This window comes from Qipengyuania sp. SM2512 (assembly GCF_054954005.1).
In genome coordinates this window covers 728,519-754,376 of the sequence record NZ_CM143134.1, presented here as the reverse complement: position 1 = coordinate 754,376, position 25,858 = coordinate 728,519, and the positions used below count along the sequence as shown (strand labels likewise).

27 protein-coding genes and 1 tRNA gene are annotated in these 25,858 nt (G+C 67.2%); 14 read left to right on the top strand and 14 right to left on the bottom strand.

Annotation, left to right across the window (positions count from 1 at the left end):
- Positions 1-42 precede the first annotated feature (42 nt).
- Genes ACQ5J0_RS03875 through ACQ5J0_RS03865 form a run of 3 tightly spaced genes read right to left on the bottom strand, consistent with a single transcriptional unit; the run spans position 43 to position 2,421 of the window.
- A complete protein-coding gene (locus ACQ5J0_RS03875) occupies positions 43-345 on the bottom strand; it encodes a polyhydroxyalkanoic acid system family protein (protein ID WP_462569205.1) in 303 nt (100 codons plus the stop codon).
- Complete coding sequence (locus ACQ5J0_RS03870) at positions 345-1,133, bottom strand: hypothetical protein (protein WP_462569204.1); 789 nt, start codon at positions 1,131-1,133, stop codon at positions 345-347. Before ACQ5J0_RS03870 ends, ACQ5J0_RS03875 begins: the two co-directional genes overlap by 1 nt.
- 28 nt (positions 1,134-1,161) lie before the next feature.
- Positions 1,162-2,421, bottom strand: a complete 1,260-nt coding sequence (locus ACQ5J0_RS03865) for a toxic anion resistance protein (RefSeq protein WP_462569203.1) — start codon at positions 2,419-2,421, stop codon at positions 1,162-1,164.
- Between the two features lie 164 nt (positions 2,422-2,585).
- On the opposite strand from ACQ5J0_RS03865, the gene ACQ5J0_RS03860 reads away from it, so the two are divergent.
- Positions 2,586-4,199, top strand: a complete 1,614-nt coding sequence (locus ACQ5J0_RS03860) for a DUF389 domain-containing protein (RefSeq protein ID WP_462569202.1) — start codon at positions 2,586-2,588, stop codon at positions 4,197-4,199.
- Between the two features lie 13 nt (positions 4,200-4,212).
- Here ACQ5J0_RS03860 and ACQ5J0_RS03855 read toward each other — a convergent pair whose 3' ends face one another.
- The gene (locus ACQ5J0_RS03855) at positions 4,213-5,964 is read right to left on the bottom strand and encodes a fatty acyl-AMP ligase (protein ID WP_462569201.1); all 1,752 of its coding nucleotides are present in this window, start codon (positions 5,962-5,964) and stop codon (positions 4,213-4,215) included.
- A 130-nt stretch (positions 5,965-6,094) separates the two neighbouring features.
- Between ACQ5J0_RS03855 and ACQ5J0_RS03850 the strand changes: the two genes are divergently transcribed.
- The 4 genes from ACQ5J0_RS03850 to ACQ5J0_RS03835 all read left to right on the top strand — a co-directional run bounded on the left by ACQ5J0_RS03850 (position 6,095) and on the right by ACQ5J0_RS03835 (position 8,192).
- Positions 6,095-6,712, top strand: coding sequence for a regulatory protein RecX (locus ACQ5J0_RS03850; protein ID WP_462569200.1), 618 nt, complete (start codon positions 6,095-6,097; stop codon positions 6,710-6,712).
- Positions 6,709-7,191, top strand: coding sequence for a DUF192 domain-containing protein (locus ACQ5J0_RS03845; RefSeq protein WP_462569199.1), 483 nt, complete (start codon positions 6,709-6,711; stop codon positions 7,189-7,191). The genes ACQ5J0_RS03850 and ACQ5J0_RS03845 overlap by 4 nt, the downstream gene beginning before the upstream one ends.
- A 64-nt stretch (positions 7,192-7,255) precedes the next feature.
- Positions 7,256-7,654, top strand: a complete 399-nt coding sequence (locus tag ACQ5J0_RS03840) for an NADH:ubiquinone oxidoreductase subunit NDUFA12 (protein ID WP_462569198.1) — start codon at positions 7,256-7,258, stop codon at positions 7,652-7,654.
- Between the two features lie 4 nt (positions 7,655-7,658).
- Positions 7,659-8,192 (top strand): DUF2155 domain-containing protein, encoded by a 534-nt coding sequence (locus ACQ5J0_RS03835; protein ID WP_462569197.1) that lies wholly within the window; start codon positions 7,659-7,661, stop codon positions 8,190-8,192.
- Here the strand turns inward: ACQ5J0_RS03835 and aat are convergent.
- Positions 8,108-8,839 (bottom strand): leucyl/phenylalanyl-tRNA--protein transferase, encoded by a 732-nt coding sequence (aat, locus tag ACQ5J0_RS03830; RefSeq protein WP_462569196.1) that lies wholly within the window; start codon positions 8,837-8,839, stop codon positions 8,108-8,110. The genes ACQ5J0_RS03835 and aat overlap by 85 nt on opposite strands.
- 107 nt (positions 8,840-8,946) lie before the next feature.
- Between aat and ACQ5J0_RS03825 the strand changes: the two genes are divergently transcribed.
- Positions 8,947-9,022, top strand: a tRNA-Trp gene (locus ACQ5J0_RS03825).
- A 182-nt stretch (positions 9,023-9,204) separates the two neighbouring features.
- On the top strand, positions 9,205-9,354 hold the full coding sequence (locus ACQ5J0_RS03820) for a hypothetical protein (protein ID WP_462569195.1): 150 nt from the start codon (positions 9,205-9,207) through the stop codon (positions 9,352-9,354).
- A gap of 97 nt (positions 9,355-9,451) precedes the next feature.
- Here the strand turns inward: ACQ5J0_RS03820 and ACQ5J0_RS03815 are convergent, their stop codons facing one another.
- A complete protein-coding gene (locus tag ACQ5J0_RS03815; protein ID WP_462569194.1) occupies positions 9,452-10,984 on the bottom strand; it encodes an alanine/glycine:cation symporter family protein in 1,533 nt (510 codons plus the stop codon).
- A 266-nt stretch (positions 10,985-11,250) separates the two neighbouring features.
- Between ACQ5J0_RS03815 and secE the strand changes: the two genes are divergently transcribed.
- Positions 11,251-11,457, top strand: coding sequence for a preprotein translocase subunit SecE (gene secE / locus ACQ5J0_RS03810; RefSeq protein WP_462569193.1), 207 nt, complete (start codon positions 11,251-11,253; stop codon positions 11,455-11,457).
- 62 nt (positions 11,458-11,519) lie between these two features.
- Positions 11,520-12,056 (top strand): transcription termination/antitermination protein NusG, encoded by a 537-nt coding sequence (gene nusG, locus ACQ5J0_RS03805; protein WP_462569192.1) that lies wholly within the window; start codon positions 11,520-11,522, stop codon positions 12,054-12,056.
- Between the two features lie 77 nt (positions 12,057-12,133).
- Here the strand turns inward: nusG and ACQ5J0_RS03800 are convergent, their stop codons facing one another.
- The 4 genes from ACQ5J0_RS03800 to ACQ5J0_RS03785 form a co-directional block, all read right to left on the bottom strand.
- Positions 12,134-13,339 carry an HWE histidine kinase domain-containing protein gene (locus tag ACQ5J0_RS03800; RefSeq protein WP_462569191.1) on the bottom strand — a complete coding sequence of 402 codons (1,206 nt, stop codon included), beginning with the start codon at positions 13,337-13,339 and terminating at the stop codon, positions 12,134-12,136.
- A gap of 244 nt (positions 13,340-13,583) precedes the next feature.
- A complete protein-coding gene (locus ACQ5J0_RS03795) occupies positions 13,584-13,856 on the bottom strand; it encodes a hypothetical protein (protein ID WP_462569190.1) in 273 nt (90 codons plus the stop codon).
- 135 nt (positions 13,857-13,991) lie between these two features.
- Entirely contained in the window at positions 13,992-14,204 is a 213-nt protein-coding gene (locus ACQ5J0_RS03790; protein WP_462569189.1) for a cold-shock protein, read from the bottom strand.
- A gap of 266 nt (positions 14,205-14,470) precedes the next feature.
- Complete coding sequence (locus tag ACQ5J0_RS03785; RefSeq protein WP_462569188.1) at positions 14,471-15,115, bottom strand: hypothetical protein; 645 nt, start codon at positions 15,113-15,115, stop codon at positions 14,471-14,473.
- A 274-nt stretch (positions 15,116-15,389) separates the two neighbouring features.
- Here ACQ5J0_RS03785 and rplK point away from each other — a divergent pair, with 274 nt between their 5' ends.
- The 3 genes from rplK to ACQ5J0_RS03770 all read left to right on the top strand — a co-directional run bounded on the left by rplK (position 15,390) and on the right by ACQ5J0_RS03770 (position 16,851).
- A complete protein-coding gene (gene rplK, locus ACQ5J0_RS03780; protein WP_462569187.1) occupies positions 15,390-15,821 on the top strand; it encodes a 50S ribosomal protein L11 in 432 nt (143 codons plus the stop codon).
- A 2-nt stretch (positions 15,822-15,823) separates the two neighbouring features.
- Positions 15,824-16,519: a 50S ribosomal protein L1 gene (rplA, locus tag ACQ5J0_RS03775; RefSeq protein WP_462569186.1), complete on the top strand. Its 696-nt coding sequence runs from the start codon at positions 15,824-15,826 to the stop codon at positions 16,517-16,519.
- Positions 16,520-16,671: 152 nt separating this feature from the next.
- The gene (locus ACQ5J0_RS03770; protein WP_305928567.1) at positions 16,672-16,851 is read left to right on the top strand and encodes a hypothetical protein; all 180 of its coding nucleotides are present in this window, start codon (positions 16,672-16,674) and stop codon (positions 16,849-16,851) included.
- A gap of 21 nt (positions 16,852-16,872) precedes the next feature.
- Here the strand turns inward: ACQ5J0_RS03770 and ACQ5J0_RS03765 are convergent, their stop codons facing one another.
- The 3 genes from ACQ5J0_RS03765 to ACQ5J0_RS03755 all read right to left on the bottom strand — a co-directional run bounded on the left by ACQ5J0_RS03765 (position 16,873) and on the right by ACQ5J0_RS03755 (position 21,685).
- On the bottom strand, positions 16,873-17,661 hold the full coding sequence (locus ACQ5J0_RS03765; protein WP_462569185.1) for a polysaccharide deacetylase family protein: 789 nt from the start codon (positions 17,659-17,661) through the stop codon (positions 16,873-16,875).
- Positions 17,662-17,888: 227 nt separating this feature from the next.
- On the bottom strand, positions 17,889-20,849 hold the full coding sequence (locus tag ACQ5J0_RS03760) for a DUF2339 domain-containing protein (RefSeq protein ID WP_462569184.1): 2,961 nt from the start codon (positions 20,847-20,849) through the stop codon (positions 17,889-17,891).
- Between the two features lie 77 nt (positions 20,850-20,926).
- The gene (locus tag ACQ5J0_RS03755) at positions 20,927-21,685 is read right to left on the bottom strand and encodes a competence/damage-inducible protein A (RefSeq protein ID WP_462569183.1); all 759 of its coding nucleotides are present in this window, start codon (positions 21,683-21,685) and stop codon (positions 20,927-20,929) included.
- 184 nt (positions 21,686-21,869) lie between these two features.
- Between ACQ5J0_RS03755 and nadS the strand changes: the two genes are divergently transcribed.
- A complete protein-coding gene (gene nadS / locus ACQ5J0_RS03750; protein WP_462569182.1) occupies positions 21,870-22,160 on the top strand; it encodes a NadS family protein in 291 nt (96 codons plus the stop codon).
- A 19-nt stretch (positions 22,161-22,179) separates the two neighbouring features.
- Here nadS and ACQ5J0_RS03745 read toward each other — a convergent pair whose 3' ends face one another.
- Positions 22,180-23,694, bottom strand: a complete 1,515-nt coding sequence (locus ACQ5J0_RS03745) for a flavin-containing monooxygenase (protein ID WP_462569181.1) — start codon at positions 23,692-23,694, stop codon at positions 22,180-22,182.
- Between the two features lie 96 nt (positions 23,695-23,790).
- Between ACQ5J0_RS03745 and ACQ5J0_RS03740 the strand changes: the two genes are divergently transcribed.
- On the top strand, positions 23,791-25,848 hold the full coding sequence (locus ACQ5J0_RS03740; protein WP_462569180.1) for a TonB-dependent receptor: 2,058 nt from the start codon (positions 23,791-23,793) through the stop codon (positions 25,846-25,848).
- Positions 25,849-25,858: the final 10 nt, after the last annotated feature.

The following is a 25,858-nucleotide window of genomic DNA, read 5'->3' as shown; positions in this document are numbered from 1 at the left end:
GGGGCTATTCTCGCAAAAAGGGGGCGCAAAGACGGTGCGCGGCTATTTCTTGGCGAGCAGTTTCTGGCCCTTGTCGCGGATCGCGCCCGCCACCATCGGTTCGACGAAGGACAGCGCTAGCGGCAGATTGACCTCGAACACCACCTGGTGATCCTCGATGATGACCTGCCCGTCGATGCCCTGACCCATCGCGCGCACGGCCAGCGTCATATGGTCCTCGTCGGGCCAGGCGGTGGTGACGTCCGCGATCCCGCCGGGAACGAAGCTGGCGATCTCGGGGCTGCGTTCGCGCAGGCGGCGGCGCACTTCCTCGCGCGGGAGGTCGTGGGCGATGGGAACGCGCATCAATTGGCTCCGGTCGGTTTGGTCGTGAGGTCGGGTTTGTGCTCGAGTTCGGGAGCGGGCGCGGTGCCTTCGCCGAATTTGTAGTCGAGAAAGCGGTGCCTGATCGCCAGATCGTCGAGCGAACCCTCGGCCAGCTGGCGGGTGATCGAATCGATCTCGCCGCTGATCTTGCCGAGGCTGTCGGTCAATTGCTCGTCCGGGGTCCCGCCCATCCGCGTCTCGCGGCGCAATTGCGCGGGGATGCGGCGATAGCTGTCGATCATCTCGGGCAATTGCTCGCCCACCAGCGCGCGGATCTCGCGCGCCTTGGGGTGCTGCTGGTCGAGCCCGTCGAGCTGCAGGCCGAGCCCGTCGAGCTGAACCCCGATCTGGTCGACCAGCGTCACCGCGGGCGGCGGCAGCGCGGGGCGCTGCGCCTCGAGCCACAATTCGGTGCGGCTGACCATCTGCTGGACATCGCCCTTGTTGATGTCCGAACGCTTGGGCGTCTTCATTTTCGGGAAGCTGGAAAATACCGCCACCGCCACGATGCTGGCCAACAGGACGGCCATCACGCCCCAGAAGCCGATCCCGCTGAACATGGCCCCGGCGATGCCGGTCGCGACCCAGATCGTGAACAGCGCGATCACGATGTTGCGGATCTTGGTGATCCAGTGCTTCTGCTTGGCCGCCGCCGAGCCTTTGCCGATCGAGACCGCGCGCCGATGGCGCCCGCCCGAGCGGTTGTCGTCGCGCAAGGCCCGGCCTTCCTCGATCAACCGGTCGCTGTTGTGGGTCAGATCGCTCAAACCGTCTCTCCCGCGCTCAATACCGCCTTCAATCTTCGATGCTCAGGAGGCTCGATTCCGAAACCTGCCTCTGTGCCTGTGCCTGGCCCTCGGCGCGGGCGATGTAGCCCTTCGACTTCTCCATCTCGTCCGACAGGACGTTGACCGTCTGTTTCATCGAATCGAGCGCGCGCAGCTTGAACTGGTCGACCTCGTCCATAGTGTCGTAGATGTTCTGGAAGGCGCGCTGGAGCGTCTCGAGCGGGATGGTGCTGGCGGCGGCCTGTTCGTGGATCTTGCCGGTCTGGTCGCGCAGCATGGCGCTGGTGGAATCGATGATCCCCGCAGTGGTCTGGTTGAGCGCAGTGATCTGGCCCAGCACCAGCCGCTGATTGGTCATCGCCTCGGCCACCGTCACCGCGGTGCGCAGCGCGCCCACGGTGGTGGTGCTGGCGCGGTCGACGCCCTTGACCAGTTCGACATTGTTCTTCTTGACCAGATCGAGTGCGAGATAGCCTTGCACGCTGACCGCCATCTGGGTGAGCAGGTCCTGCGTGCGCTGGCGGACATAGAACAGCGCAGTCTCGCGGATCGCCTTGGCTTTGGCCGGATCGGTCGCGTCGAGCTCGGCGGCCTTTTCCTCCAGCCTGGTGTCGAGCGTCTTGGAGATGTGGATCATCTGCTCGAGGTTGCCCATCGCCTCCCACAGCTTCTGGCGTTCAACGTCGATCGCGGCATTGTCCATCAGCAGCTCGTCCTTGCCGCTGGCGAGATTGGTGAGGATCGACTGGATGTGCGTCTGCGCGCTCTGATAGCTGCGGAAGTAGTTGTTGAGCTTGTTGCCGAAGGGGATGATCCCGAGGATCTTGCGCGTGCCGGTCAGCTTGCCGCGCTTGCCGGGATCGAGATCCTCGACCACGCGGCGCAATTCGGCGAGATCGGTGCCCACGCCCTCGTCCTTGTCCATCGCGCGGACCGGGCGATCGAGGAAGCGGTTGGACATGCCCGCCGCCGCGGCGATTTCCTTGCGCCCCATGTTGGTCAGCTGATCGACCTTCTTGCCGAATTCGGGCGAATTGGCATCGACCGAGACCAGATCGTCGACGAAGCCGTCGACCTTGGCCTGCAGCTTGCTCTTGTTCTCCTCGGAGACCGGCACGAGGCCCGCAGCCTTCTCGGCCGCGACGCGCGGGACCGGATCGGGCGGGGTGAGGTCGAATGCGGGTTCGGGCGCGGTCGCCGTCGCTGCCTGCCCTGCTGCTTGCGGGGCGGCCTGTGGGGCGGGTTGGGATTTCAACTCGTCGGTCATCTGGTGTCCCTCGTTCCTGTTCGCGGCAATATGGCATCGCGCAGTGTGTTATGCAAATAGAACGGCTTGCGCCCGGGTCGTTCCCGACCTTTCCAAGTCCGCTTTCCCTTGCCCCCTGCGCCGCTTAAGGCAAGGGCTGGCAGCCGGATGCGCAGGGGAGCACAGTGACAGGCGAAGCGACGACAGGTCAGGCGGCAGCGAAAAGCGCTGACGATAAGCCCGATCAGATGGGGTCGGGGACCAGATCCGACGGCGGCTCGCGCGCCGCTCACCGCTTCGACGAGAACGAGGATTTCGGCGTCTCGCTGGCCTATTCGCTCGAGGTGTTCCGGCGCTGGTGGCGTATCCAGGTGGTCGAGACCGTGGATCAACCCGCGGTGATCGCCGCGCGGCGCGAGGAAGCCTATACCTCGCCGCGCTTCCTGTTCATGCTCGCCATGTCGGCGGGCATCGCCATTCTGGGCATGCTGCTGTCCTCGCCGGCGGTGGTGATCGGCGCCATGCTCATCGCTCCGCTGATCGGGCCGATCATCGGCGCGGGCTTCGCTCTCGCCATCGGCGACTACGGCTGGCTGGCGGGATCGGTCCGCGCATTGGTCGCCGGGACCGCGCTGGGGATCGGCCTGACCGCGCTGATCGTGTTCGTCTCGCCGCTGCAGACCATCACCCCCGAGATCGCCTCGCGGACCCAGCCCAATCTGTTCGATCTCGGGGTGGCGGTTTTTTCGGCGCTCGCGGGCTCCTATGCCATGATCCGCGGGCGCGAGGGCACCATCGTCGGCGTCGCCATCGCTACCGCGCTGATGCCGCCGCTCGCGGCGGTCGGGTTCGGGCTGGCGACGGCGAACTGGACCGTCTTCTGGGGTGCCAGCCTGCTCTACGTCACCAATCTGATGACCATCGCGCTGGTGGCCACGCTGATGGCGCGGCTCTACGGCTTCAGCCACACGCTCTCGGAACGCCAGACCAATTGGCAGACGGTGATGATCGTGGTGATCTTCGTCGCGCTGGCGACTCCGCTGTTCTTCTCGCTGCGGCAGATCGTGTGGGAAACCAATGCAGCGCGGCAGATCCGCGCGACGCTGGTCGCAAGCTTCGAGTCCGATGTCCGTATCTCGCAGATCGATTTCGACCTCGATTCCGACCCCATCACGGTGGAGGCGACCGTGCTGACGCCCGAGACGAGCAGCGTCGCCGAACGCCAGAGCGAGGAATCGCTTTCGGTGCTGCTGGGCAAGCCGGTCTTGCTCGATCTGACGCAGTTCCTCGTGGGAACCGAGCTCGAGGCGGAAACCGCGGAAATCGCCGCTGCCCGGGCCCGCGAGAGACGCGACGATGTCGTGGCGGCGCGCGAACTGGGAAAAAGCCTCGCGCTGCTTGCCGGTGCGGATGACCGTTCGGTGGTCGTCGACCGGGAGAACCGGCGCGCCGTCGTCCGCGCCGGAAGGCTCGAAGCCGCCGGGCTGGCCACCTACCGCTCGATCGAGCAGCGGGTTGCGGAGGACTATCCGGAGTGGAGGGTGGAACTCATCCCGCCTCCGATCCCGCTCCCGACGATCCCCTTCGCCGAGGGCGAGCTCACTCCCGATGGCCTCGCGAACCTCGAGCTGGTCGCCTGGGCGGCGCAGCGGCTGGGATTGCCGCTGGCGCTCGATGGCGGCAGCCCGGAGACCCGCGAGATCGCCGCCGAGATCCTCGCCGAAGCGGGGGTCGAGCCGCAATTGGTGATCGGCGGACCGGTCATGCAGGCGCGCTGGGCCACCGACGCCGGGGAGTAACGGGCAAGCGCCCTCAGGCGGCGAGCTCGAGCGGCTGAATCTCGCCCGCGAGGTAGAGCTTCTTGGCCTTGGCGCGGCTGAGCTTGCCCGAGCTGGTGCGCGGCAGCGTGCGCGGCGGGACCAGTTCGACCACGCAGTTCATGCCGGTGACGCCGCGAACCTTGTCGGCGATCTGGTCGCGCAGCTTGATCCGCTCCTCGGGGTCGGAGATGCGGCAATGGACCAGCACCGCCGCGGTTTCCTCGCCATTGTCGGTCTCGACGGCGAAGGCGGCGATGTCGCCGTGGTTGAAGCCGGGCAATTGCTCGACCGCCCATTCGATATCCTGCGGCCAGTGGTTCTTGCCGTTGATGATGATCATGTCCTTGGCGCGGCCGACGATGAACAGATAACCATCGGCCATATAGCCCATGTCGCCGGTGTCGAGCCAGGCGCCCTTGCCATCATCGCTTGGGACGAGGCATTCCTGGGTCGCTTCGGGATTGCGGAAATAGGAGTGCATCACGCTTTCGCCGCGGCACCAGACCTTGCCGATCTGGTGGTCGGTGCGCGGCAAATCGTCCTCGCCGCGGATCTCGACCTCCATCCCGGCGATTGGCTTGCCGCAATTGACGATGGCGCGGTAGCGCGCGGGTCGGCGGATATCGCGCGGGCGGCCCGAGAGCCGCTCTTCCTCGACCAGCTCGACGCGGATCCCTTCGCCAGGCGGCATGACCGTCACCGCCAACGTGGATTCCGCCAGCCCGTAGCTCGGGGTGAAGGCGGAGGCCTTGAACCCGGCCTTGGCGAAGGCGTTGACGAAGCTCTGCATCACGTCGGGGCGGATCATGTCCGCCCCATTGCCCGCGATCCGCCAGCGCGACAGGTCGAAGCGCTCCTCGACCGGGCTCTGGCTCGAGATGCGCCGCGCGCAGATGTCGTAGCCGAAGGTCGGGGAATAGCTCAGCGTGGTGCCCGGATTGCGGCTGATCAGATCGAGCCAGGCGAGCGGGCGGCGCGCGAAATGCTCGGTCTTGAGATAATCGACCGACATCTGGTTGGAGATCAGCGACAGGAAACACCCGACCAGACCCATGTCGTGATACCACGGCAGCCAGCTGACCACCCGGTCGCTGCCCTGGGCCTGCATCGAGGTCGCATGGCCGCGCAGATTGTGCAGCAGCGCGCGGTGCGTCACCGCCACGCCGGTGGGGAAGCGGGTCGAGCCCGAGGAATACTGCAGATAGCAGATGTCGTCCGGCTGCGCCTCGGGCAGGTCGCATTCGGGCGCGGGGCGGGCGGCGAATTCGTCCCAGCTCTCGCCCATGCAGCCCTGCCGGTCGGCGCCGGCCTTGGCCATCGCGCCGATCTCGCCGGGGTAGAGCAGGATCGTGGGGTCGCTGCTCTCCAGCTGCACCGCGAGCTGGTCGATATAGCTTTCCTTGCCCCCGAAGGTGGTCGGCAGCGGCAGCGGAACCGGCCAGGCCCCGGCGTAGACGCAGCCGCAGAACAGCGCGGCGAACTCGGGCCCCGTCTCCGCGATCAGCGCGACGCGGTCGTCCTTGCCGATCCCCATCGCCACCAACCGGCGTGCCGCCTCGAGCGCATCCGCGCGCATTTCGGAGAAGGGATAGGCGTGGATCAGCGTCCCGCGCATATCGTGAAAATTGAGGCCCTTTTTGCTGCGCGCAGCGTAGTCGATCGCCTCATTGAAGGTGGCGAAGTCCGACCGGCGGCGCGGCAAGTCGCAGGTGTTCGGCGTCGGCGTCAATGCGTCGTCACTCATAAGCACTATGATATCCGTGAAAAGTCAGGGCCTTGCGGCATTCCCTCGTGAACCCCCGGCAACGCGGCGTCGTTCGGCGCGCCGCGATAAACTTTCCCATTCGATAACGAGTGTGGCACCATTATGGCAAATGGACCATGCCGATCGTCCCCAGAAGACCAAGCGGCGCCCGCCCAGACCGCTCGATCCCGCGCGGCTGGAGGAGCTGGCGCTGGCCTATGTCGCGCGTTTCGCGACCACCGCGGGCAAGCTGCGGACCTATCTCCAGCGCAAGCTGCGCGAGCGCGGCTGGGTCGGCGACGAGATGGAAGACGGGAACGAGGACGCGCCGCCGCGGCCCGATCTCGAGGCGCTGATCGAACGGTTCGCCGCGCATGGCTATGTCGACGATGCCGGCTATGCGCGGATGCGCAGCGCCGATCTGTTGCGGCGTGGCTATGGCGCGCGGCGGGTGTCGCAGCAATTGATGCAGGCGGGCATCGCCGAGGAAGTGCGCGCGGATGTCGCTCCCGAGGAGGCCGAGCGGCGCGCTGCGGCGCTGGCGCTGGCGCGCAAGCGGCGCTTCGGCCCGTTCGGTCTGCACAAGGCGCTGGCGGGCGAAGAAGCGCACCGCCAGCGCGAAAAGCAGCTTGCGGCGATGGTCCGCGCGGGCCATGATTTCGACCATGCCCGCCGGGTGCTCGACGCAGCCACCCCGGACGAGCTCGCGCAATGGGTCGCAGAGGCCCGGGAGGATTCCCAGTCATGAAATTCATCGTCGCCCCGCTCCTGTTGGGTCTGCTCGCCGCCTGTTCGCCGCAGCCTTCGGCCGAAGCGACGCCGAGCGCCGCACCCACCGCGAGCGTCCACCCGGTCTCGGGGCTTCAGGTGATTCCGCTCACGGTGACCAGCGGCGCCAGCGTCCATCGCTTCGACGTCGAGCTGGCGGCATCGCCCGAAGCGCAGCAGCGCGGGCTGATGTTCCGCACCGAGCTGGGCGATCAGGAAGGGATGATCTTCCCCTCCGATCCGCCGCAGGTGCGCAGCTTCTGGATGAAGAACACCCCGCTGCCGCTCGACATCATCTACATCGGCGAGGATGGCCGGATCCTCAATATCCATCCGATGACCACGCCCTATTCGCTCGATTCGCTCTATTCGACCGGGATCACCAGCGGCGTGCTCGAACTGCGCGGCGGCCGCGCCGAGGAACTCGGCATCGAGCAGGGCGATCTGGTCGAGTGGTGATCGCAGATATGCTTGGCGACGATATGCTTGGCGACTCCGGTCAAATCGGCTAACCGCGCGGCCCATGGGCATCCTCGCGAAAATCTTCACCTGGTGGAACGGCGCCACCATCGGCACCTCGCTGCACACTGCGCGCAAGGGCATGAAAGTGGGCACCGACGGGCAGGGCAATGTCTATTACCGCGGCAAGCACAAGCACGGCGATGGCCGCGAGCGGCGCTGGGTGATCTACAACGGCGCCAACGACGCCAGCCGCGTGCCCAGCGAGTGGCACGGCTGGCTCCACGGCTCGTTCGACGATGTGCCCGAGAGCCATCTCCCGCCGCCCAAGATCTGGGAAACCGAATATTCGCCCAACGCCACCGGCACCGCCGCGGCCTATCGCCCGGCAGGCGCGCTGGAGCGTGGCGGCAAGCGGGCGCGCGCGACCGGCGATTACGAAGCCTGGTCGCCGGACGCCTGATCGCATGACGCGCCTATCCGCGCTGCTTCCGGTGCTGCTCGGGCCGGCCCTGCTGCTGGCGGGCTGCACCGAGGAACCGCCCGAGCCCGATCCGGTCGCCACCACCATTCCCGAAGGTTTGCGCGATTCCGCCACGCCTCCGTCCGATGCCGCCGACGAAGCGCAGCTCGGTACCCCGCTGGCCGAGCGGGTGGCGACGATCGGCCTGCTCAACAAGCGCAACAATCTGTCGCAGGACCTGGAAATGTCGCCCGGCGAATCGCGCCGCGTCGGCGATGTGATCGTGCGGCTTCAGACCTGCGAGCGCACCGCGCCGTGGGAATTGCCGCAGGAGGTCGGGGCCTTCGTCCAGGTGCTGGTGCTCGAACGCGGCTCGCAGGATAATTTCCGCCGGATATTTTCGGGCTGGCTGTTCGAGAACGCGCCCAGCGTCAATGTGGTCGAGCACCCGATCTACGATGTCTGGGTCAAGGATTGCACGATGGAATTCCCGGGCGAGGCCGGGGAGTCCGAAGCCGAACCCGCGCCCGCAGGCTGAGCGAAGGCCTGCCACGCTTGCGGCAGCGTCCGCTCGGGCGCCCCGCGCGCCCCGGCAACCAGTTGCAGATAGCGCGCCTGCGGCATGGCCACCGCGCCCAGCGAAGCGAGATGGCCGGTCATGAACTGGCAGTCGAGCAGCCGGTAGCCCGCCGCTTTCATGCAGGCGACCAGCCAGGCGAGCGCCACCTTGCTGGCGTTGTCCGCGCGGCTGAACATGCTCTCGCCGCAGAACACCCGGTCGAACGCCACCCCATAGAGCCCGCCGACCAGCTCGCCGTCCAGCCGGCATTCGACCGAATGCGCGTGGCCGGCGCGGTGCAGCGCGCGGTAGCTCGCTTCGATCCGCAGGCTGATCCAGCTTTCGGCATGCTCCTCGCGCGGCTGGGCGCAGGCATCGATCACCGCATCGAAATCGCCATCGACCGTGACCGCGAAATGCTCGCGGCGGATCAGCTTGCGCAGGCTCTTCGAGGCATGGAAGCCGTCCAGCGGGATCACCGCGCGTTCGCGCGGCTCGACCCAGAAAACCTCGTCGTCCTCGCGGTGATCCGCCATCGGGAACACCCCGGCGCGGTAGGCACGCAGCAGCAGGTCGACCGGGATCGGCTCCGGCACGGTGGCGGGATTGGGCGGCGACGCGTGCATCGAGGCTCCCTAGCAGGGACGCTTCGAAAAGCCCGCCCAAAAGCGCGCCCGCAAAACCATTGCCTTGCCTTCGCGCGCCGCTAGGGTTACGGGCCGCGACCGGCTGCAGGGGTGTAGCTCAGTTGGTAGAGCATCGGTCTCCAAAACCGAGGGCCTGCGGTTCGAGTCCGCACACCCCTGCCATTTCCTCCCGACCCTCTCCCGATTCCGCCTGGCGCATGCACCGCGTGATTCGTCTCCCGTAATTCCCCGCGCCGTTTCCGCGGGCGCATCGGATCGGCCGCGCGTTCGCTCGGGGAACCCGGCTGCGATTCGCCGGTTGAGAGAGGCCGGGCCGCAGTAATAGGTTTGAAGAGGAAGCACCCATGTCGAGATTGTCCTTCCGCAGCAGCAGCCCCGATCGCTGGACCGTGCCCAAGGGCACCGGGGACACCAGCGTGCGGCGCCAGACCCATGGCCGGATCCAGCCGATGCACCCGCCCGGCTTCCTCGAGCGGCTGTTCGGCGCGCGCTGAGCACGACTTCGGTTTGCCGCTGCAAGCCGATGCAAAAGGGGCCGGAAGCGCAGTGCTTCCGGCCCCTTTTTCTATGCGCCCGCGCGCGGTGCGCGGATCAGTATTCCTCGGGTTCTTCCGGCGTATCCTTGTGGAAGTCCTTGCCCGCGGTGCGATCGCCGCGCGAGAGCTTGAACACCACGCCCGAGAGCAGCGCCAGCGCCAGCAGGTTGGGCAGCGCCATCGCCGCGTTGGAAATGTCGCCCAGCCGCCAGACCAGCTGCGAGGGCTGGGTCGCGCCGATGTAGATCGCGATGCACCAGATCACCCGCCAGCCGATGTGGAGCATCTTCTCGCCGCGGCGGGTCGAACCGGGAACGCGGTCGTAGAGGAAGGTGATCGCCCGCTCGCCGTAATAGCTCCAGGTCAGGAGCGTGGTGAAGACGAACAGGATCAGCGCCACCGAGGCGATCAGCGTGCCCAGCGGGATCGAGGCGATCTCGAAGGGGAAGGCCGCGGCGAAGGCGCCCGAGGTGGTGACGAAGCCGCTTTGCGCGGTGGTCCCCAGATCGGATTGCCAGACATGCGCGACCGCCTGGCCCTGATAGGTGAAGTCGCCCTGCACGGTGAGGATAACCAGCGCGGTCATGGTGCAGATCACCATCGTGTCGATGAAGGTGCCGAGCATCGCCATGCGGCCCTGCTGCTCGGGATCGTCGGTCTGCGCCACCGCGTGCGCGATCGGGGTGGAACCCTGGCCGCTCTCGTTGGAGAACAGCCCGCGCGCCACGCCTGCGCGGATGGCGATGATGATCATCGCCCCGGCAAAGCCGCCGCTGGCGCTCTGGAGGTTGAAGGCGCCGTAGAAGATCCGCCCGAAGGTCTCGGGCAGATCGCCGAAATTGAGGATCAGCGCGATCACCGCCATCACGATATAGGCCGCGGCCATGAAGGGCACGACGCTCTCGGCGACCTTGCCGATCGACTTGATCCCGCCGATGATCACCACGAACACCGCGATGGCGATCACCAGTCCGCCCAGCCAGCGCTCCCAGCCGAACAGCTCGTTGAGCCCGCTGGCGACCTCGTTGGCCTGGATCGAATTGCCCGTCACCAGCGCGCTGAACAGCGTGCCGAGGCAGAACAGGATCGCGAGCCAGGTCCATTTGGGGCCCAGTCCCATCATGATGTAGGTCATCGGCCCGCCGCGATAGACCCCGTCGGAGGTCTTCTCGCGGTAGCGGATCGCCAGCGCGCCTTCCGCAAAGCCCAGCGCCATGCCGAAGATCGCGGTCACCCACATCCAGAAGATCGCGCCCGGACCGCCCAGCGCGATCGCGGTGGCAACGCCCGCGAGATTGCCGGTGCCGACCTGGCCCGACAGCGCGGTCGAGAGCGCGGCGAAGGGCGAGATCTCGCCCGCGCCCGCGCTCTTGCGGCCGCGGAACAGCCCCGCGAAGGCGCTGCCCAGCTTGACGATGGGGTAGAACCGCAGGCCGATCATGATCCACAGCCCGATCCCGAGCAGGACCAGCGTCATCGGCGGGAAGGGGATGACCTCGACCCCGTTCCAGGTGCCGCCCCAGATGAAGTCGGAAATATTGGTGACGCGGTCGATCAAAGAGAACGACCCGGTATCGCTTGCGGCCATCAAGGCACCCCCATGTTCGGCCCCCTGCTCCCGGGCCATTGTTCGAAGCGCGGCACGCTATCGCCGCACCGGCGTAAAAACCACCCCCAAACTCGCGCTTTCCCGCGGCGCGCTGCGGCGCGCTTGCAATCGCCGGCGCATGGCCCTAGATGCCAGACGTCTTCCGACATCGATGGCACGGTTCAGCCCCTCCCGACTTGAAACGGGGCGGCGCTCCCCCCATCCCGGAAGGCGAACAGTTCCGATTGCAGATGAGGGCGTCCCGGATGGCCGAGAAGACCAAGAAGACATCGCCGGCAGAATTCGTGAACCAGGTTCGCGCGGAAACCAGCAAGGTCGTGTGGCCGACGCGCGAAGAGACCGTGCGCACGGCGATCTTCGTGTTCATCATGGTGATCGTCCTCTCGCTCTTCTTCCTCGGGGTCGATTCCGTTTTCGGCGCCGTGGTCGCCTGGCTGCTGACGCTGGGCTGAGCGCCCTTTTCCCTCCATCGCCGCTCCGGCACGCGACAGGTCACTCTTCGACAAGGTAATCCATGGCACGCTGGTACATCATCCACGTTTATTCGGGCTTCGAGAACAAGGTTCGCGATTCGATCCTTTCGGAAGCGGAACGGCTCGGCCTGTCCGACGGGGTCGAGGACGTCCAGGTCCCCACCGAGACCATCACCGAGGTCAAGCGCGGCAAGAAGGTCCAGACCGAGCGCAAGTTCATGCCCGGCTACGTGCTCGCCAAGCTGCAGATGACCGACGACGTCTATCACCTCGTCAAGAACACCCCCAAGGTCACCGGCTTCCTGGGCAATGACAACAAGCCGCAGCCGATCTCGGAAAAAGAGGCGGCGCGCTATTTCGGCGGGGTCGAGGAAGCCAAGTCCGCGCCCAAGCAGCAGATCTCGGTCGATTACGAGATCGGCGACCAGGTCAAGGTGCTCGACGGCCCCTTCGCCAGCTTCAACGGGCTGGTCGAGGAGCTTGATTTCGACAAGCAGAAGGTCAAGGTCGGCGTCTCGATCTTCGGCCGCGCCACCCCGGTGGAGCTCGATTTCGAGCAGGTCGAACTGAGCAAGTAAGCATTCCGGCGACGGAGCGGCCGGCCACGCCGGCCGGCCTGCTCCCTCGCCGCATCCGGCAGTCCTACAATCCGGCCCTACAATCCAAAAGTGCGGTCGACGATCTCGGCTGCGTTGCCCGTATCGCCGCTCTGGGCGGGGTCGGGGCGGATCGCGGTCAGCGGCGCCTCGATCCGGTAGAACAGCCCTTCTGCAGTGAACTCGCGCTGCGCGCTGCCGCGCAGCATGGTCGGGATCACCCGCGTCAGCAGCTTGGTCCCGAAGCCGCGCACCTGCGACGCCGCATCGCTGGTGGAGCTGGCGCCGCGCTCCTGCCAGGTCAGCTGGAAGCTGCCCGCCGCGGGGTGCGCGCCGTGGCCATGCCCGGCCGGCACCGGCTCCACCACCGACCAGGAAATATCCACGCTGGCTTCGTCCACCAGGCCGAGGCTGTATTTCTGCGCATTGGTCGCCAGCTCGTGCAGCGCCAGGCTCAATTGCTGCGCCGCTTCGGAGCCGATCGCCACCGCGGGCCCGGCGATCGTCACGCGCTCGCGGATGTTTGGGAGCAGCTTCTCGAGCTGGGTGCGCACCACCGTCTCGACATCGCTCGCCGGCCGCTCGCCCGCCTCCATCACCGTGCGGGTGGCATCGGCCAGCGCCACGATGCGGCCCAGCAGCGCCTCGAGGAACTCCTCCTTGCTCTGCGCCGACCGCGCGCTTTGCTGCGCGATCGAGGTGACCACCGCGAGCAGATTACCGCTGCGGTGGACCGCCTCGCGCGCCTGCACCGCCAGCGTGGCGTTGACCCGGCTGAGTTCGGCGGTGCGCGCCTCGACCGTCGTCTCGAGCGAGGCAGGCGTGGTCTCGAGCGAGGCGAGGGTGGTCTTGTGCGCCTCGACCTCGCCGCGCAGCCGCTCGTTGGCCTCGGCCATGTCGGCGGGCGAGGGCAGCGCGGCCAGCGTCGGGATCATCCGGAACAGCACCACCGCGGTGATGCAGGAGACCACGCCGGTGGCCAGCTTGACCACCCCCAGCTGCGGGTAGATCGGGATCCACAGCGTCACGATCGAGAGCGCATGGGTGATCCCGCACAGCAGGATGAAGGAGGCGAACAGCAGCACCAGCCCGCGGTGCGGCACGTCCTTGCGGCGCCTGAGCACGGTGAGCAGCGCGACCGGGATCGCGAAATAGGACAAAAAGATCAGCAGGTCCGAACCGGCCCACAGCACCACCAGCCACGGCTGCCACAGCAGGCACATGCCATGGGGCATATATTGCCAGATATCGGAAAACCCGGTCATTCGCGTCCCCTCCGGAAGCGTGCGATCGCTCCCGTACCGGCGGCCATGCGGGCACCGATCATGTCTTTGTTCAAACTGCTGCGCAGTTTAGACGATCGCGAAATGCCGCGATAGTAGGGTTTTCTACCTATTGGTCGGCGCGGGCGCGGCGCGGGGAGGGCGCTGGGGGCCGAAGGGCACAATAGGCGGGAGGCGGGTCCAGGTCATCCCGGAATGCACCGCCAGCCGCTCAATGCGCGGTCTCTTAGTGCGCGGTCTGGTTCTCGAGCGCGGTTTCGAGATCGCGCGCCTCTGCAGCGCGTTCCTCGACCGCCTCCGCTTCGGCGGCGCGTTTGACGGAGCGTTCGTGCTCGGCCTTGACCCGGTCTTCGGCGACCTTGCGCGCCTGTTCGGCAAGGCCGCGCCAGGTGGCTTCGGAGCGCAGCGCGCGGTCGCGGACATTGTCCAGCTGCGCGGCTTCGGCTTCGGTGGCGGATTCCTCGGCGCGGGCGTGATAGAATTCGAAGGTCTGGCTCATCGCGTCGGGCTCCGGCTAGCAAGGGGGCTGGAAGGGGGGCGGCGGGTGTCGGACGTCAGCCAGGCTGAACGGTCCGCAAATATGCCGCGCGCCGCACCCGCAAAAGCGGATGCGGCGCGCAGGCGGTGTCGCAAATCAATCGGCAGGCGAGAGGTTCACGGCGCTTTCCTTGCCGTTACGGCCCTGCTCGACGTCGAAGTTCAGACGCTGCTCTTTGTCGAGCGTCTGCATGCCGGCAGCCTGGACGGCCGAGATGTGAACGAAGCTGTCGGCGGAGCCGTCGTCGGGCTGGATGAAACCGTAGCCCTTGTCGGCGTTGAAGAATTTGACGGTGCCGGATTTGGCCATGGGTGATTCCTTTCAGAAACCTTGGTTTGCCCGGGCGGCGGAAGTGCCGATCGGGCCGTGCGTCTGGTCGTCAGATGAAAGGGAATCGTCGCCTGGTTTACGCCGGGGCTCTTGCGAGCATGCGGCGGTCGTCAACTTCGGAGTGTCGCAACTTTCGACTTCTGCCCGAGCCTTATGGCACAGGTCGCGGGGATTACCTAATGAAACCGGCCTGCCTCTGGACCTAACTTAATCATGAGAAGCTTTTCCTAGGTTCTCGGGCTAATCTAGAAATCGACATCTGCTGCGATCCCGCCTCTAATTCGGGCTCCTCTAGCGGGCGATCGTCGATCATGTGCGCGGATTAGTCGCACGGTGAGCACATCAAATTTTTCCATCAATTCGGGATGGCGGGCAAGCCGTTGATAGAATTCTCGAACTTTCTCATCTATCAATGAGAACGCTTTGATGATGTCGTCGACCTCTTTGAGTTCGAGATGTTGGCCGTCCGGCTTTGAGCCAGTTTCTGACCACCAGCCCGGACTGCCGTAAGGAGGCATCAAGCGAGAACTATTTTCGATACCCTCGTCATAGTATGCTGGCGTCACAGTCCAATGCGCCAGCTTGTTCCGCTTGAGAGAGAGTTTTCGAACTTTCTCACTGAGCAGCGACCATTCATCGCGGATGTCTTTGGCCCATGACGCCCTCTCTGAAATCCGAGTGCATAAGGCTCTGTCGAGCATCCGCAATTTGGCGCGGAAATTCTCAATCGAATAGAAAATCGCTGTCGGCACCTCAGAATCTACAAATGATATTCCTTTGTCGGCGTCGGAGGCCGCTGCGCAGGGGGTAATGCAAATGGTAAAAAGATTGCAGAGGGAAAGTTCAACGAAACTCCATTCGCTAATGGCCTCACCGACGAGCGCGAGCATTCGCCTTGTTTCGTCATGGGCTCGATTGTCGATGTCCATTTGCAGGCCAATTTATGTGTTGTTGGTAAGCCTCGGTTTAGGCGTATCATTCCGTTAGGGCAATTGAGATGGCGTCTGGTCCCACCCTTGCAAATCCCCCCGTTCCCCGCTATCGGCGCGCCTCCCAAGCAACAGTTCGGGAATCCGCGGGAGGTCCGGTCAGCCGGATCGCTCAACCGCTTACCATGAGCCTGCAGTCTAGCGACTCGGGCGACAGTGAGAACAGGAGGCCATAATGGCCAAGAAGATTACAGGTTACATCAACCTGCAGGTGCCCGCCGGCGCCGCCAATCCCAGCCCGCCGATCGGCCCCGCGCTGGGTCAGCGCGGCGTCAACATCATGGAATTCTGCAAGGCCTTCAACGCGGCCACGCAGGAGCTCGAGAAGAACGCCCCGATCCCGACCAAGATCACGGTCTATGCGGATCGCAGCTTCACCTTCGTCACCAAGACCCCGCCCGCCAGCTTCCTGCTGAAGAAGGCCGCCAAGCTCAAGTCGGGTTCCAAGGAGCCGGGCAAGGTTGCCGCCGGGACCATCAAGATGAGCCAGGTCAAGGAAGTGGCCGAGATGAAGATGGCCGACCTCAACGCGAACGATATCGACCAGGCCATCAAGATCATCAGCGGCAGCGCCCGTTCGATGGGCCTCGAAGTGGTGGAGGGCTGATCATGGTAAAGCTGACGAAACGCCAGAAGACGCTCGCCGAGCTCGACAACGAGAAGCTGTACAAGTTCGACGAGGCGCTCGCGACCTTGCGCGAATACGGCTCCAAGAAGTTCGACGAGACCGTCGAGGTCGCGATGAACCTCGGTGTCGATCCGCGCCACGCCGACCAGATGGTCCGCGGCATGGTCTCGCTGCCCTCGGGCACCGGCAAGGACGTCCGCGTCGCGGTCTTCGCGCGCGGCGACAATGCCGACAAGGCTACCGCCGCGGGTGCCGACAAGGTCGGTGCCGAGGATCTCATGGAAGACATGCAGAACGGCAATCTCGACTACGACCGCGTCATCGCCACCCCCGACATGATGGGTGTGGTCGGCCGGCTCGGCAAGCTGCTCGGTCCCAAGGGCCTGATGCCCAACCCCAAGCTGGGCACGGTTACGCCCAATGTGGAACAGGCCGTGAAGGACGCCAAGGGCGGCCAGATCGAGTTCCGCGTCGAGAAGCAGGGCATCATCCACTCGGGGATCGGCAAGCTCAGCTTCGACGACGCCGCGCTCAAGGCCAATTTCGAGGCCATGACGCAGGCCATCGTCAAGGCCAAGCCGACCGGTTCGAAGGGCAAATATGTCCGCAAGATCTCGCTCACCTCGACCATGGGCCCCGGCCTCAAGGTGGATCTGGCCGAAGTCGAGGGCGCCTGATTTCAGGAACCGCGCTTTCCGGTTCGCCCGGGGAGCCAAAGATACAGCAAAGGGCCGGGGGGAAACCTCCGGCTCTTTTGCCGTGCGCGGAACCTTTGCGGAAAAATCGCGGGTCTCGACCGTTGATGGGGTGAAACCAGGAAGGACACACCATGGAACCCGTACTCGCCGCCGCCACCGTCATCGGCCCGATCCTGCTGCTTGCCGCGATGATCTGGGCCTGGCAGCGCAACCGCCGCGCCAGCCGCAGCAACGAGATCGAGGCCGAGCGCGGCGCGCGCGATCTGCGCCACGATATCGAGGATCGCCCGCAGAAGGACGTCGATCTCTAGCTGACTATAGGTGTGCGCGGATCAGCCGTAGAGCGTGTTGGAGGCCAGCTGCTCGGCGATCCGCAGCGTTTCCGCCACCGCATCGGCGGGGGCGAGCGTCTCTGCGGGATCTAGCGCGACCACCCCGGGCGGGTCCGCGGCATAGGTCCCGGTGCGCACGCCCTTCATCCGCGCGATCGCGCCGCACAGCCGCTCGAACCGGCTGCGCACGATGCGGTTGACCTTGCCGCGGCGGCGATTGACCAGTTCGAAACTGTGCGAGACCATCGTGAAACACGGCTTGCCCGCATCGCGCGCATGGCGCAGCGCCCGCACCATCTCGCGCGCCGAAAGCGCGGTGATCTGCGCGTGGCGCACCCCTCCGCCCACCGTGGCGATGCAGCCGATCGGCACCTCGGTCACGCCTTGGTGGCGTAGCGGCACGCGGTCCTCAGGGCCCAGCGCGATCGCGCAGTCGCCCTCGGCGATCCCCGGCGTGTGGCTGGTGTCGTAACCGATCCCGCAGTGTGCGAGCGCCTGCAGCGTGGTGTCGCTGGCACCGTAATTGCCCGCGCGGAACGCCACCGGCGCCGCCGCGCCCGCGCTCATCAGCGTCTCGCGCGCCCAGTCGATCAGCGCGCATTGCTGCTCAAAGGTGAAATCCTTGATGTTGCGCCCCGTCGCGCCGCCCAGTTCGCGGCGCAGCGGATGCCCGGCGTCGGCCAGTTCGAGCCATTCGGTGTGGAGATGCAATTGCACATCGTGCCCGCGCGCGAGGATCGGCCCGACGACATCCTCCACCGCCGCGACGCCCCACAGCAGCGCGGGCATCGGATCGACGAAACACACCCCGCGGTGGCCATGATGTGAACATGTCGAGCTTGTAGCCCAGCCCGTATTCGCCCGCCTCGGTCCGCCCCGAGATCGCGCAGGCGAAATTCTCCGCCCGGCACCCGGCCCCCAGATCGCGCGCCATTCCGGACGAATATTCGGTGTCTATGGTAATATAAGCCAGCATCCCGGGTTCGGTTGCTAGCACTATTTGGTTAAGAGGGGAATTACTCCCCCGGCGCGGGCCGGGCGGACAATTGCCTGGTGTAGAACCACCCCAGCGCGATCAGGCTCAGCCCCAGCGCCGCGAAGGAGGCGATCCGCAGCAATCCGTCCAGTTCCGCGGCATCCACCAGGAAGACCTTGAGCACCGCGGCGAGCATCAGCACCAGCGAGCCGATCCGCCAGCTGCGCTGCCCCAGCCTACTGCCCAGCAGCAGGAAGCCCAGCGCCAGCACGATCCCCACCAGCGAGCGCAGCAGATCCTCGGTCTCGCCCAGCGGCACGGCGGCGGGCAGCGAGCCGGCATAGGCCTGCCGCAGCAGCGCCACCGCGCCCACGCTGGCGAGCGCCATGATCGCGCCGTCGTACCACGGGCGCAGCCTCTCGCCCGACCAGCGCCGCGCCAGCCATGCCGCCGCGATTCCCGCGCCGAAACCGGCGGTGAGCCAGTTCGCCAGCGGCAGCGCGCCCACCGCCTGCCGCGCGAACAGCGGGTTGTGCCAGAGCAGCGTGAAGAGGGCGAAATGCGCCAGCGCGGCGAGGGCGAAGCCGCGCGCCAATGTCAGGCTGGCCCCCAGTCGCGGGATCCCCGCCGCCGCGAGTCCCGCCGCGCCCAGCAGCGCGATCTGCCACACCGTGCGCTCCGCCATGCCGAGAACGATGAAGCGCGCCAGACCGTCGATTGCGAAGACCTGCTTGTAGAGCGTGTGCGCGACGACCAGCAGCAATCCGGCCGCCAGCCATTCCGCGCGCCAGCGGGAACCCGGCAGCACCGGCGCGCGCAGCCGCACTGCCGCCAGCGCCGCAGCGGCTGGCAGCAGATAGGCCAGCGCATCGCGCCAGCCCGGCGCGCCGCCGACGAAGAACGGATCGCCCACCAGCGCCCGCGCGCCCGCGCCGAGCCATTCGCCCAGCGGGTCGAGCGTCCATAGCAAGGCGACCGCGATCAGAGTCAGCCGCGCGAGCACGCGGGCGGGAGCCAGCCAGGCCAGCGCGATGGCGAGGGCGGCGGCGCACCATGCCAGCGCAATCGCGGGGAGCACTTGCGCCAGCGCGCCATAGACCAGGATCGCGGCGAGCGCTTCGGCCCCGCGCCGCCAGGCATCGCGCCGTTCGAGCAGCGCCAGCGCGACGAAGGGCGCGGCGGCGGCGGCCCAGCGCAGCACTCCTCGCAGCGGCGGCGAGACATCGCCGCCGCCCGCCAGACGGATCGCCTCGGGCAGGAAATGCGGCGTCCCGATCAGCACCAGCGCCAGCACCGCCGCGCCCGTCCACAGCAGTTTCGCCAGCGCCTCGTTAGGCTCGCGCCGCAGCAACCATACCGGGAAGGCCAGCACCGGCAGCGCCAGCAGCGGCGCGCTCCAGCCCGGCGTCAGCAGCAGCAGCGCACCATAGACCAGCGCGAGGGCCGACCCGAGCAGCCGCGCAAAATCGCTGGGCACCGCCGTGCGGTCGATTCGCGCCGCCGCAGCCAGCGGAAAGCCCGCGAGCAGCGCGCAGGCCAGCGCCAGCCATGGCTCCACCGGATCGGCGTCGAACTGGCCGAACTTGCCATAGGCGACCAGCGCCAGCGCGGGGGCGACCCCGGCGATCTGCCACAGGTCGAAACTTCGCGCCTGACCGCGCAGCGCCAGCGCCAGCGGCACCGCGGCGAAGACCAGCGCCAGGCCGGCGCCCACCGCCGCGAACAGCGCGGGATCGGGCGCGCTCCATTGCGCGAGCAGCAGGATACCCACCGCCGCGGCCACGCCATTGGCTTCGCGCAATTCGGGCCGCCGCCAGCCGAACCCCGCCAGCGTGGCGCCCAGCAGCAGATAGAAGCCCCAGGCGAGCGGCGCATGGCCGCCCTGCGCGACCAGCACCGCAAGCTGCAGGCTGGCAAGCCCGGCCGAACCCAGCCGCAGCATCCGTCCGAACCGCGTCGCCCCCGCCAGCGCGGGCAACACCGCGCCCAGCACCACGAAGTAGAGCCCCAGCGCGAGAATATCGACGAAGCCCGGATCGCCCGCGATCAGCAGCAGCGCGCCCCAGCCGAGCCCGCCGACCAGCGCGGTCGCCCCCATCCACGGACGCTGCTGGCTGCGCCCCGACAGCGTCAGCCCGGCGGTGACCAGGCCGAGATAGAGCGCCAGCAGCGGCAGGTTCGCTTCCTCGCCGCCGACCAGCGCGGGCGCGGCGAACCCGCCGACCAGCCCCAGCACCGCGCTGGGCAGGCCGAAGCGGAACGACAGCGCGATCGCGCCCGCGGTCACCAGCGCCAGCCCGACGAAGGCCAGCGTCTGGCCCATCAACCCGTACTGGCTGCCCGCGAGATAGAACCCGGCATAGAGCGTCGCCAGCCCGGCGCCCGCGAGCGCCTGGCGCACGCGCGGATCGGCGACGCGGCGCTCGAAGCGATAGGCGAGTTCCGCCCCCGCCAGCAGCAGCAGGCCGAACGCGAACGCCAGCGCGACGCGCACCGAGGGCGTCAGCAGACCCGCCTCGATCGAATAGCGCACCGCGAACACGCCCGCGACCGCAAGCGCCACCCCGCCGCCCCAGATCGGCAGCCGCCGCCCGAAGATATCCTCGAAATCGAGTTTCTCGCGCCAGGAGCGCGGCGGTGCTTCGGTTGCCCCCTGCGCGTGGACGTCGCCAGGTTCAGGCTCGGATACCGGCGGCTCGGAAACGGGCACGGCCTCGGTCCGCGCGGCGGCGTCTTCGTCGGATCGCGTCAGCGCGACGCTGGGGACCGAGACCCATGGATTGCGGGCCTTCCGTGCGGCGGTTTCTGCAGCGGCGTGTTCGGCAGAGGGCGGCGCGACGCCCGATCGGTCGCCCGCTCCGTCGCCCGTCAGCCCGGCCAGCGCGGCGTCGATCCGGTCCTGCTGCCGCGCGAGCACGACCAGCGCGCGTTCGGCGCGGGCGAGGCGATGCCAGAGAACGGCTGCGGCGCCGCACAGCGCGATGATGACCAGCCATTCCACGCGCCACGTCCCCTCTTCGCCGCTACGCTAACCGGCTTTGGTTTCCCCGCAAAGCTTCGATGCCACCCGCCCGGTGTTTAGATCCCGCCGGGGGTGAAATCATAACCCGCGGTGGCGAGCCCGTCGCACAGGCTGTCGACGCAGCTCGCCAATTGATCGGCATCGGTCGAACGGACCACGAAATTGGCGCCGACCCGGCCTTCGCGAAAGAAGGGATAGCTGCCGATCTGGCAGGCAGGATGCGCCTGCTCGACCTCGCGCAGCACTTCGGCCACCTCGCTCTCGGCAGTCCAGCAGCCGATCGTCTCGGTTATCAGCACCGCGCCGCCCTCGAGGCTGCCGGTGAGCGCATCGAGCATCCCGGCGGTGATATGCGGCACCCCCGCCATCAGATGGATATTGCCCAGCTTGATGCCGGGCGCGCCCGACATGCGGTTGGGGATCAGCTCGGCGCCCTCGGGAACCCGCGCCATGCGCAGCCGCGCATCGGTCAGACCGCCGGGCTTGTCGGCGTAGTAGCGCTTGAGCAGCGCGCGCGCCTCGGGGTGGACGACTACCGCCACACCCAGCGCCTCGGCCACCGCATCGACGGTGATATCGTCATGTGTCGGGCCGATCCCGCCGGTGGTGAACAGATAGTCGTTTTCGCTGCGCAAGGCGTTCACCGCTGCCACGATCCGCGCCGTGACATCGGGCACCACGCGCACTTCGGACAGGCGGATGCCCTGCACCTGAAGCCAGCTCGCGACCTGCGCGATGTTCTTGTCGTGGGTGCGACCCGAGAGAATCTCGTCTCCGATGACGACGAGACCGGCGGTCCAGATGCGTTCGCTCATGCCGACAGGCTTAGCCCGGAGCAAAGCCGCTGGCTACTGTTCGGAAAGTGTGCAGCCCGAGGCCACCGACAACATCGGTTTCACCGCTAGGCGTCATTGACGCATATGTGACACAGGATGAGAAGAGGGCGGTGGCGGCCTTTGCGGCGAGCATCAAGTCCGCTGCGGATCGAGGAGACGAATGATGACGGGCTTTGGCAAGGACCTGATTGCGGCGATGGAAGAGGCCGCAACGCATGCCCGGGGCAAGGGCAAGGCGGCGCGCGTACACACCATCGAGGTGCCGGACGTGAAGGCGATTCGCGCGGAATTGGGGCTGTCGCAGCAGGCTTTCGCCAGCGCCTATCGCATTCCGTTGGCCACCCTGAAGGGCTGGGAACAGGGCCGCCGTCAGCCCGATGCGACCGCCAGCGCCTATCTCTCGGTTATCGCGCGGCTGCCCGAGCAGGCCCGCGAGGTGCTGAAAGCCGCCTGATCCAGAGCCGGCGCGCTGGCTACTCCGCCGCTTCGAGCCGTTCCTCCCGGTGTGCCGCATCGGCGTCGGCGCGGCGCAGGGCGAGCACGCCGTCCTCGATCGGATCGCTCGCCATCCGCTTGCGGTCGACGACATATTCCTGGTTGAGCCGCCAGGGATAGGCCACCGCGTTCTTCGGCATGATCTGCTTGGCGCGCTGGATATAGCCGCTGGAGAAATCGAAGATGTCGTCCTCGACCAGTGCGTGATCCTCGGCCAGCACCGGCACCGCGATATCGGCGCCCTTGGCCTTCATCGCATTGAGCACCCGGCAGATATAGTCGGAGTTGAGATCCGCGCGCAGCGTCCAGCTGGCGTTGAGATAGCCGAACACCACCGCCAGATTGGGCAGGTTCGAGAACATCACCCCCTTGTAGTAGAAGCGCTCGGCGAAATCGACGCTATCGCCATCGACCGAGACCGCGATCTTGCCCGCCACCGCCAGCTTGAGCCCGGTCGCGGTGACCACGATATCGGCGGGCAGGAAGCGGTCGTCCGCCAGCCGCACGCCGCCCTGCTCGAAGGCCTTGATCTGCCCGGTGACGATCTCGGCCTTGCCGCTCTTGATCGCATTGAACAGATCGTCGTCGGGCACCAGGCACAGCCGCTGGTCCCACGGATCGTAGGGCGGGGTGAAGGTGGCGCGGTCGAATTTGTCGCCCAGCGCCTTCTCGATCTTCTTGTAGAGGAACTCCTTGACCTTCTCGGGCTTGGTGCGCGCGCGCTTGAAGCCGATGTCCTGCATCTTGATGTTCTTCCAGCGGGTCAGGCGGTAGGCCATCTCCTCGGGCAGGAACTTGCGCAGCAGATTGGCCAGCCGGTCCTTCGCCGGGCGCGAGAACATCCAGGTCGGGGTGCGCTGGAGCATGGTGACCTTGGCGGCCTTGCCCGCCATCGAAGGGGTGATCGTCACCGCAGTGGCGCCCGAGCCGATCACCACCACCTGCTTGCCGGCATAGTCGAGATCGTCGGGCCAGAACTGCGGATGGATGACCTGGCCTTCGAAACTGCCGAGATCGAAGCCTGGGTCGTAGGGCTCGTCGTAATCGTAATAGCCCGAGCCGAGGTAGAGGAAATTGGCCGTGAGCCGTTTGTGCTCGCCCCCATTCTCTTTGGCACCGGTCTCGACCTGCACCGTCCAGCGGGCGGTGGCGCTGTCGAAATCGGCGGCGATCACCTTATGGCCCAGCCTGATGTGCTGGCGGATGCCGCGCTCGTCGACGATACGGTCGAGATAGTCGAGGATCGCGGGCGCATCGGCGATCGATTTCTCGTGCTTCCAGGGTTCGAAGTCGAACCCCAGCGTGTGCATGTCGCTGTCCGAGCGGATCCCGGGATAGCGGAACAGGTCCCAGGTGCCGCCCAGATTGTCGCGCCGCTCGAGGATCGCATAGCTGGCATGGGCTGCCTTCTTGGTCATATGCGCGGCCATCCCGATCCCGGAAATCCCCGCGCCCACGATCAGAACGTCGAAATGGCTGGCCTGTTCGGTCATCTTTGCTCTCCTAATCCCGGGAGCGAAGGTAACTCACTGCTCGCCGCGGCGCCAGCCCCGTTGCGCAATGCAACCCGTCTGCGCTAGCGGCGGGGCATGAAAGCCCATTTTCTCGCCGCTTCCGCGCTTTGTCTCGCCTCCATGGGTCTTGCCGGACCCGCCTTCGCGCAGTCGGCGGAGGCGGAAGAAACGCGGGCGGAGCCGGGGACCGCCCCGGAGACCGCGCCACTGATCGTGGTCACCGGCGAGGGCCTGCCCGACACACCCTCGGTCACCGCCTATGCCAGCCGCGAGATTTCGCGCGAGCAGATCGTCTCCGCGCCCTCGGGGCGGATCGAGGAGGTGCTCGGCGCGGTCGCGGGGTTCCAGCAGTTCCGCCGCTCCGACAGCCGCTCCTCCAACCCCAGCGCGCAAGGCGTGACGCTGCGCGCGTTGGGCGGCAACGCGACCAGCCGCGCGCTGGTGCTGCTCGACGGGGTGCCGGTGAGCGATCCCTTCTTCGGCTATGTCCCCTTCACCGCGTTGGCGCCCGAGCGGCTGGAAAGCATCCGGGTGACGCGCGGCGGCGGGGCGGGGCCCTTCGGCGCGGGCGCGCTGGCGGGGACGATCGAGCTTGAAAGCGCGGGGCCGGCGACGCTGCCGCCGCTGGGCGCCACCGCGCTGGTCAACGACCGCGGCGGGACCGAGGCCTCCGCGCTGCTGGCGCAGGAACTGGGCGCTGGCTTCTTCACCGCCTCGGCGCGCTGGGACCGCGGGCCGGGCTTCTTCACCACACCCGAGGACCAACGCGTCCCCGCCTCGGCGCGTGCAGGCTACGAGAGCTGGTCGCTGGCGCTGCGCGGCGTCGCGCCGCTGAGCGAGACGCTCGAGCTGCAGGCGGCGGGCCTCGTCTTCGACGACCAGCGCACGCTGCGCTTCGAGGGCGCCGACAGCAGCGCCAGCGGCGCCGACGCGAGCCTCCGCCTCGTCGGCCGCGGGGCCTGGGCCATCGATGCCCTCGCCTATGTTCACACGCGCAATTTTACCAATCTTGTCATCAGCTCCTCCCGCTTCACCCGCGTCCTCGATCAGCGCAACACGCCCACCACCGGGATCGGCGGCAAGCTCGAACTGCGCCCCCCGGTGGGCGACGCCAACGTGCTGCGGCTCGGGGTCGACTACCGCCGCGCCGAGGGCGAATTGCAGGAGGACGCCTACAGCGCCTTCACCGGCGCGCTGACCGAGACCCGCCGCGCGGGCGGTGCCACCAGCGACGTCGGCCTGTTCGTCGAGAACGACTGGACCCGCGGCGCGCTAGTGCTGACCGGAGGGCTGCGGCTCGACCGCACGCATATCGGCGAGGGCTTCTACATCGCCCGCGATGCCGACCGCGCGTTGGTCACCGAAGAGCTGACGCCTTCGCGCACCGACTGGACCCTGTCGTGGCGAGCGGGGGCGACCTACGCGCTCGACGAGCAATTGCGCCTGCGCGCAGCCGCCTATCGCGGCCTGCGCCTCCCGACGCTCAATGAGCTGCTGCGCCCCTTCGTGGTCTTCCCGGTTGTGACACAGGCCAACGCGGGGCTCGAGAACGAGCGGCTGGTGGGCTACGAGGCAGGCATCGACTGGTCCCCCCTCGCGGGTGTCGAGCTCGCGCTGACGGCGTTCGACAATCGGGTGAAGGGTGCGATCGCCAATGTCACCATCGGCCCCGATCTGCGCCAGCGGCAGAACCTCCCCGCGATCGATGCGCGGGGCATCGAAGCGGGGCTGCGATTGGAGAGCGGCGGGCTGAGCTTCGACGGGACACTGGCCTACACCGATGCGCAGGTCGCGGGCAGCGGAGCGACACTCGCGCTCGACGGCAACCGTCCTTCGCAGACCCCGCGCTGGGCGGCCGCGGCGTCGCTGGCCTACGAACCGGCGGCGGACTGGCTGGTCTCGGCGACGCTGCGCCACGTCGGCGCGCAGTTCGAGAGCGATGTCGAGACCGATCGCCTCCCCCCCGCGACCACGCTGGGCGCCTATCTGCAGGCCCCGCTGGCGGGCGGCTTCGCGCTGGTGCTGCGCGGCGAGAACCTGTTCGACGAGCGGATCGTCACGCGCAATTCGGGCGGGGATATCGATCTTGGCACGCCGCGCACGCTGTGGGCGGGTCTGCGCTACGGGTTCTGAGAGCCCCCAG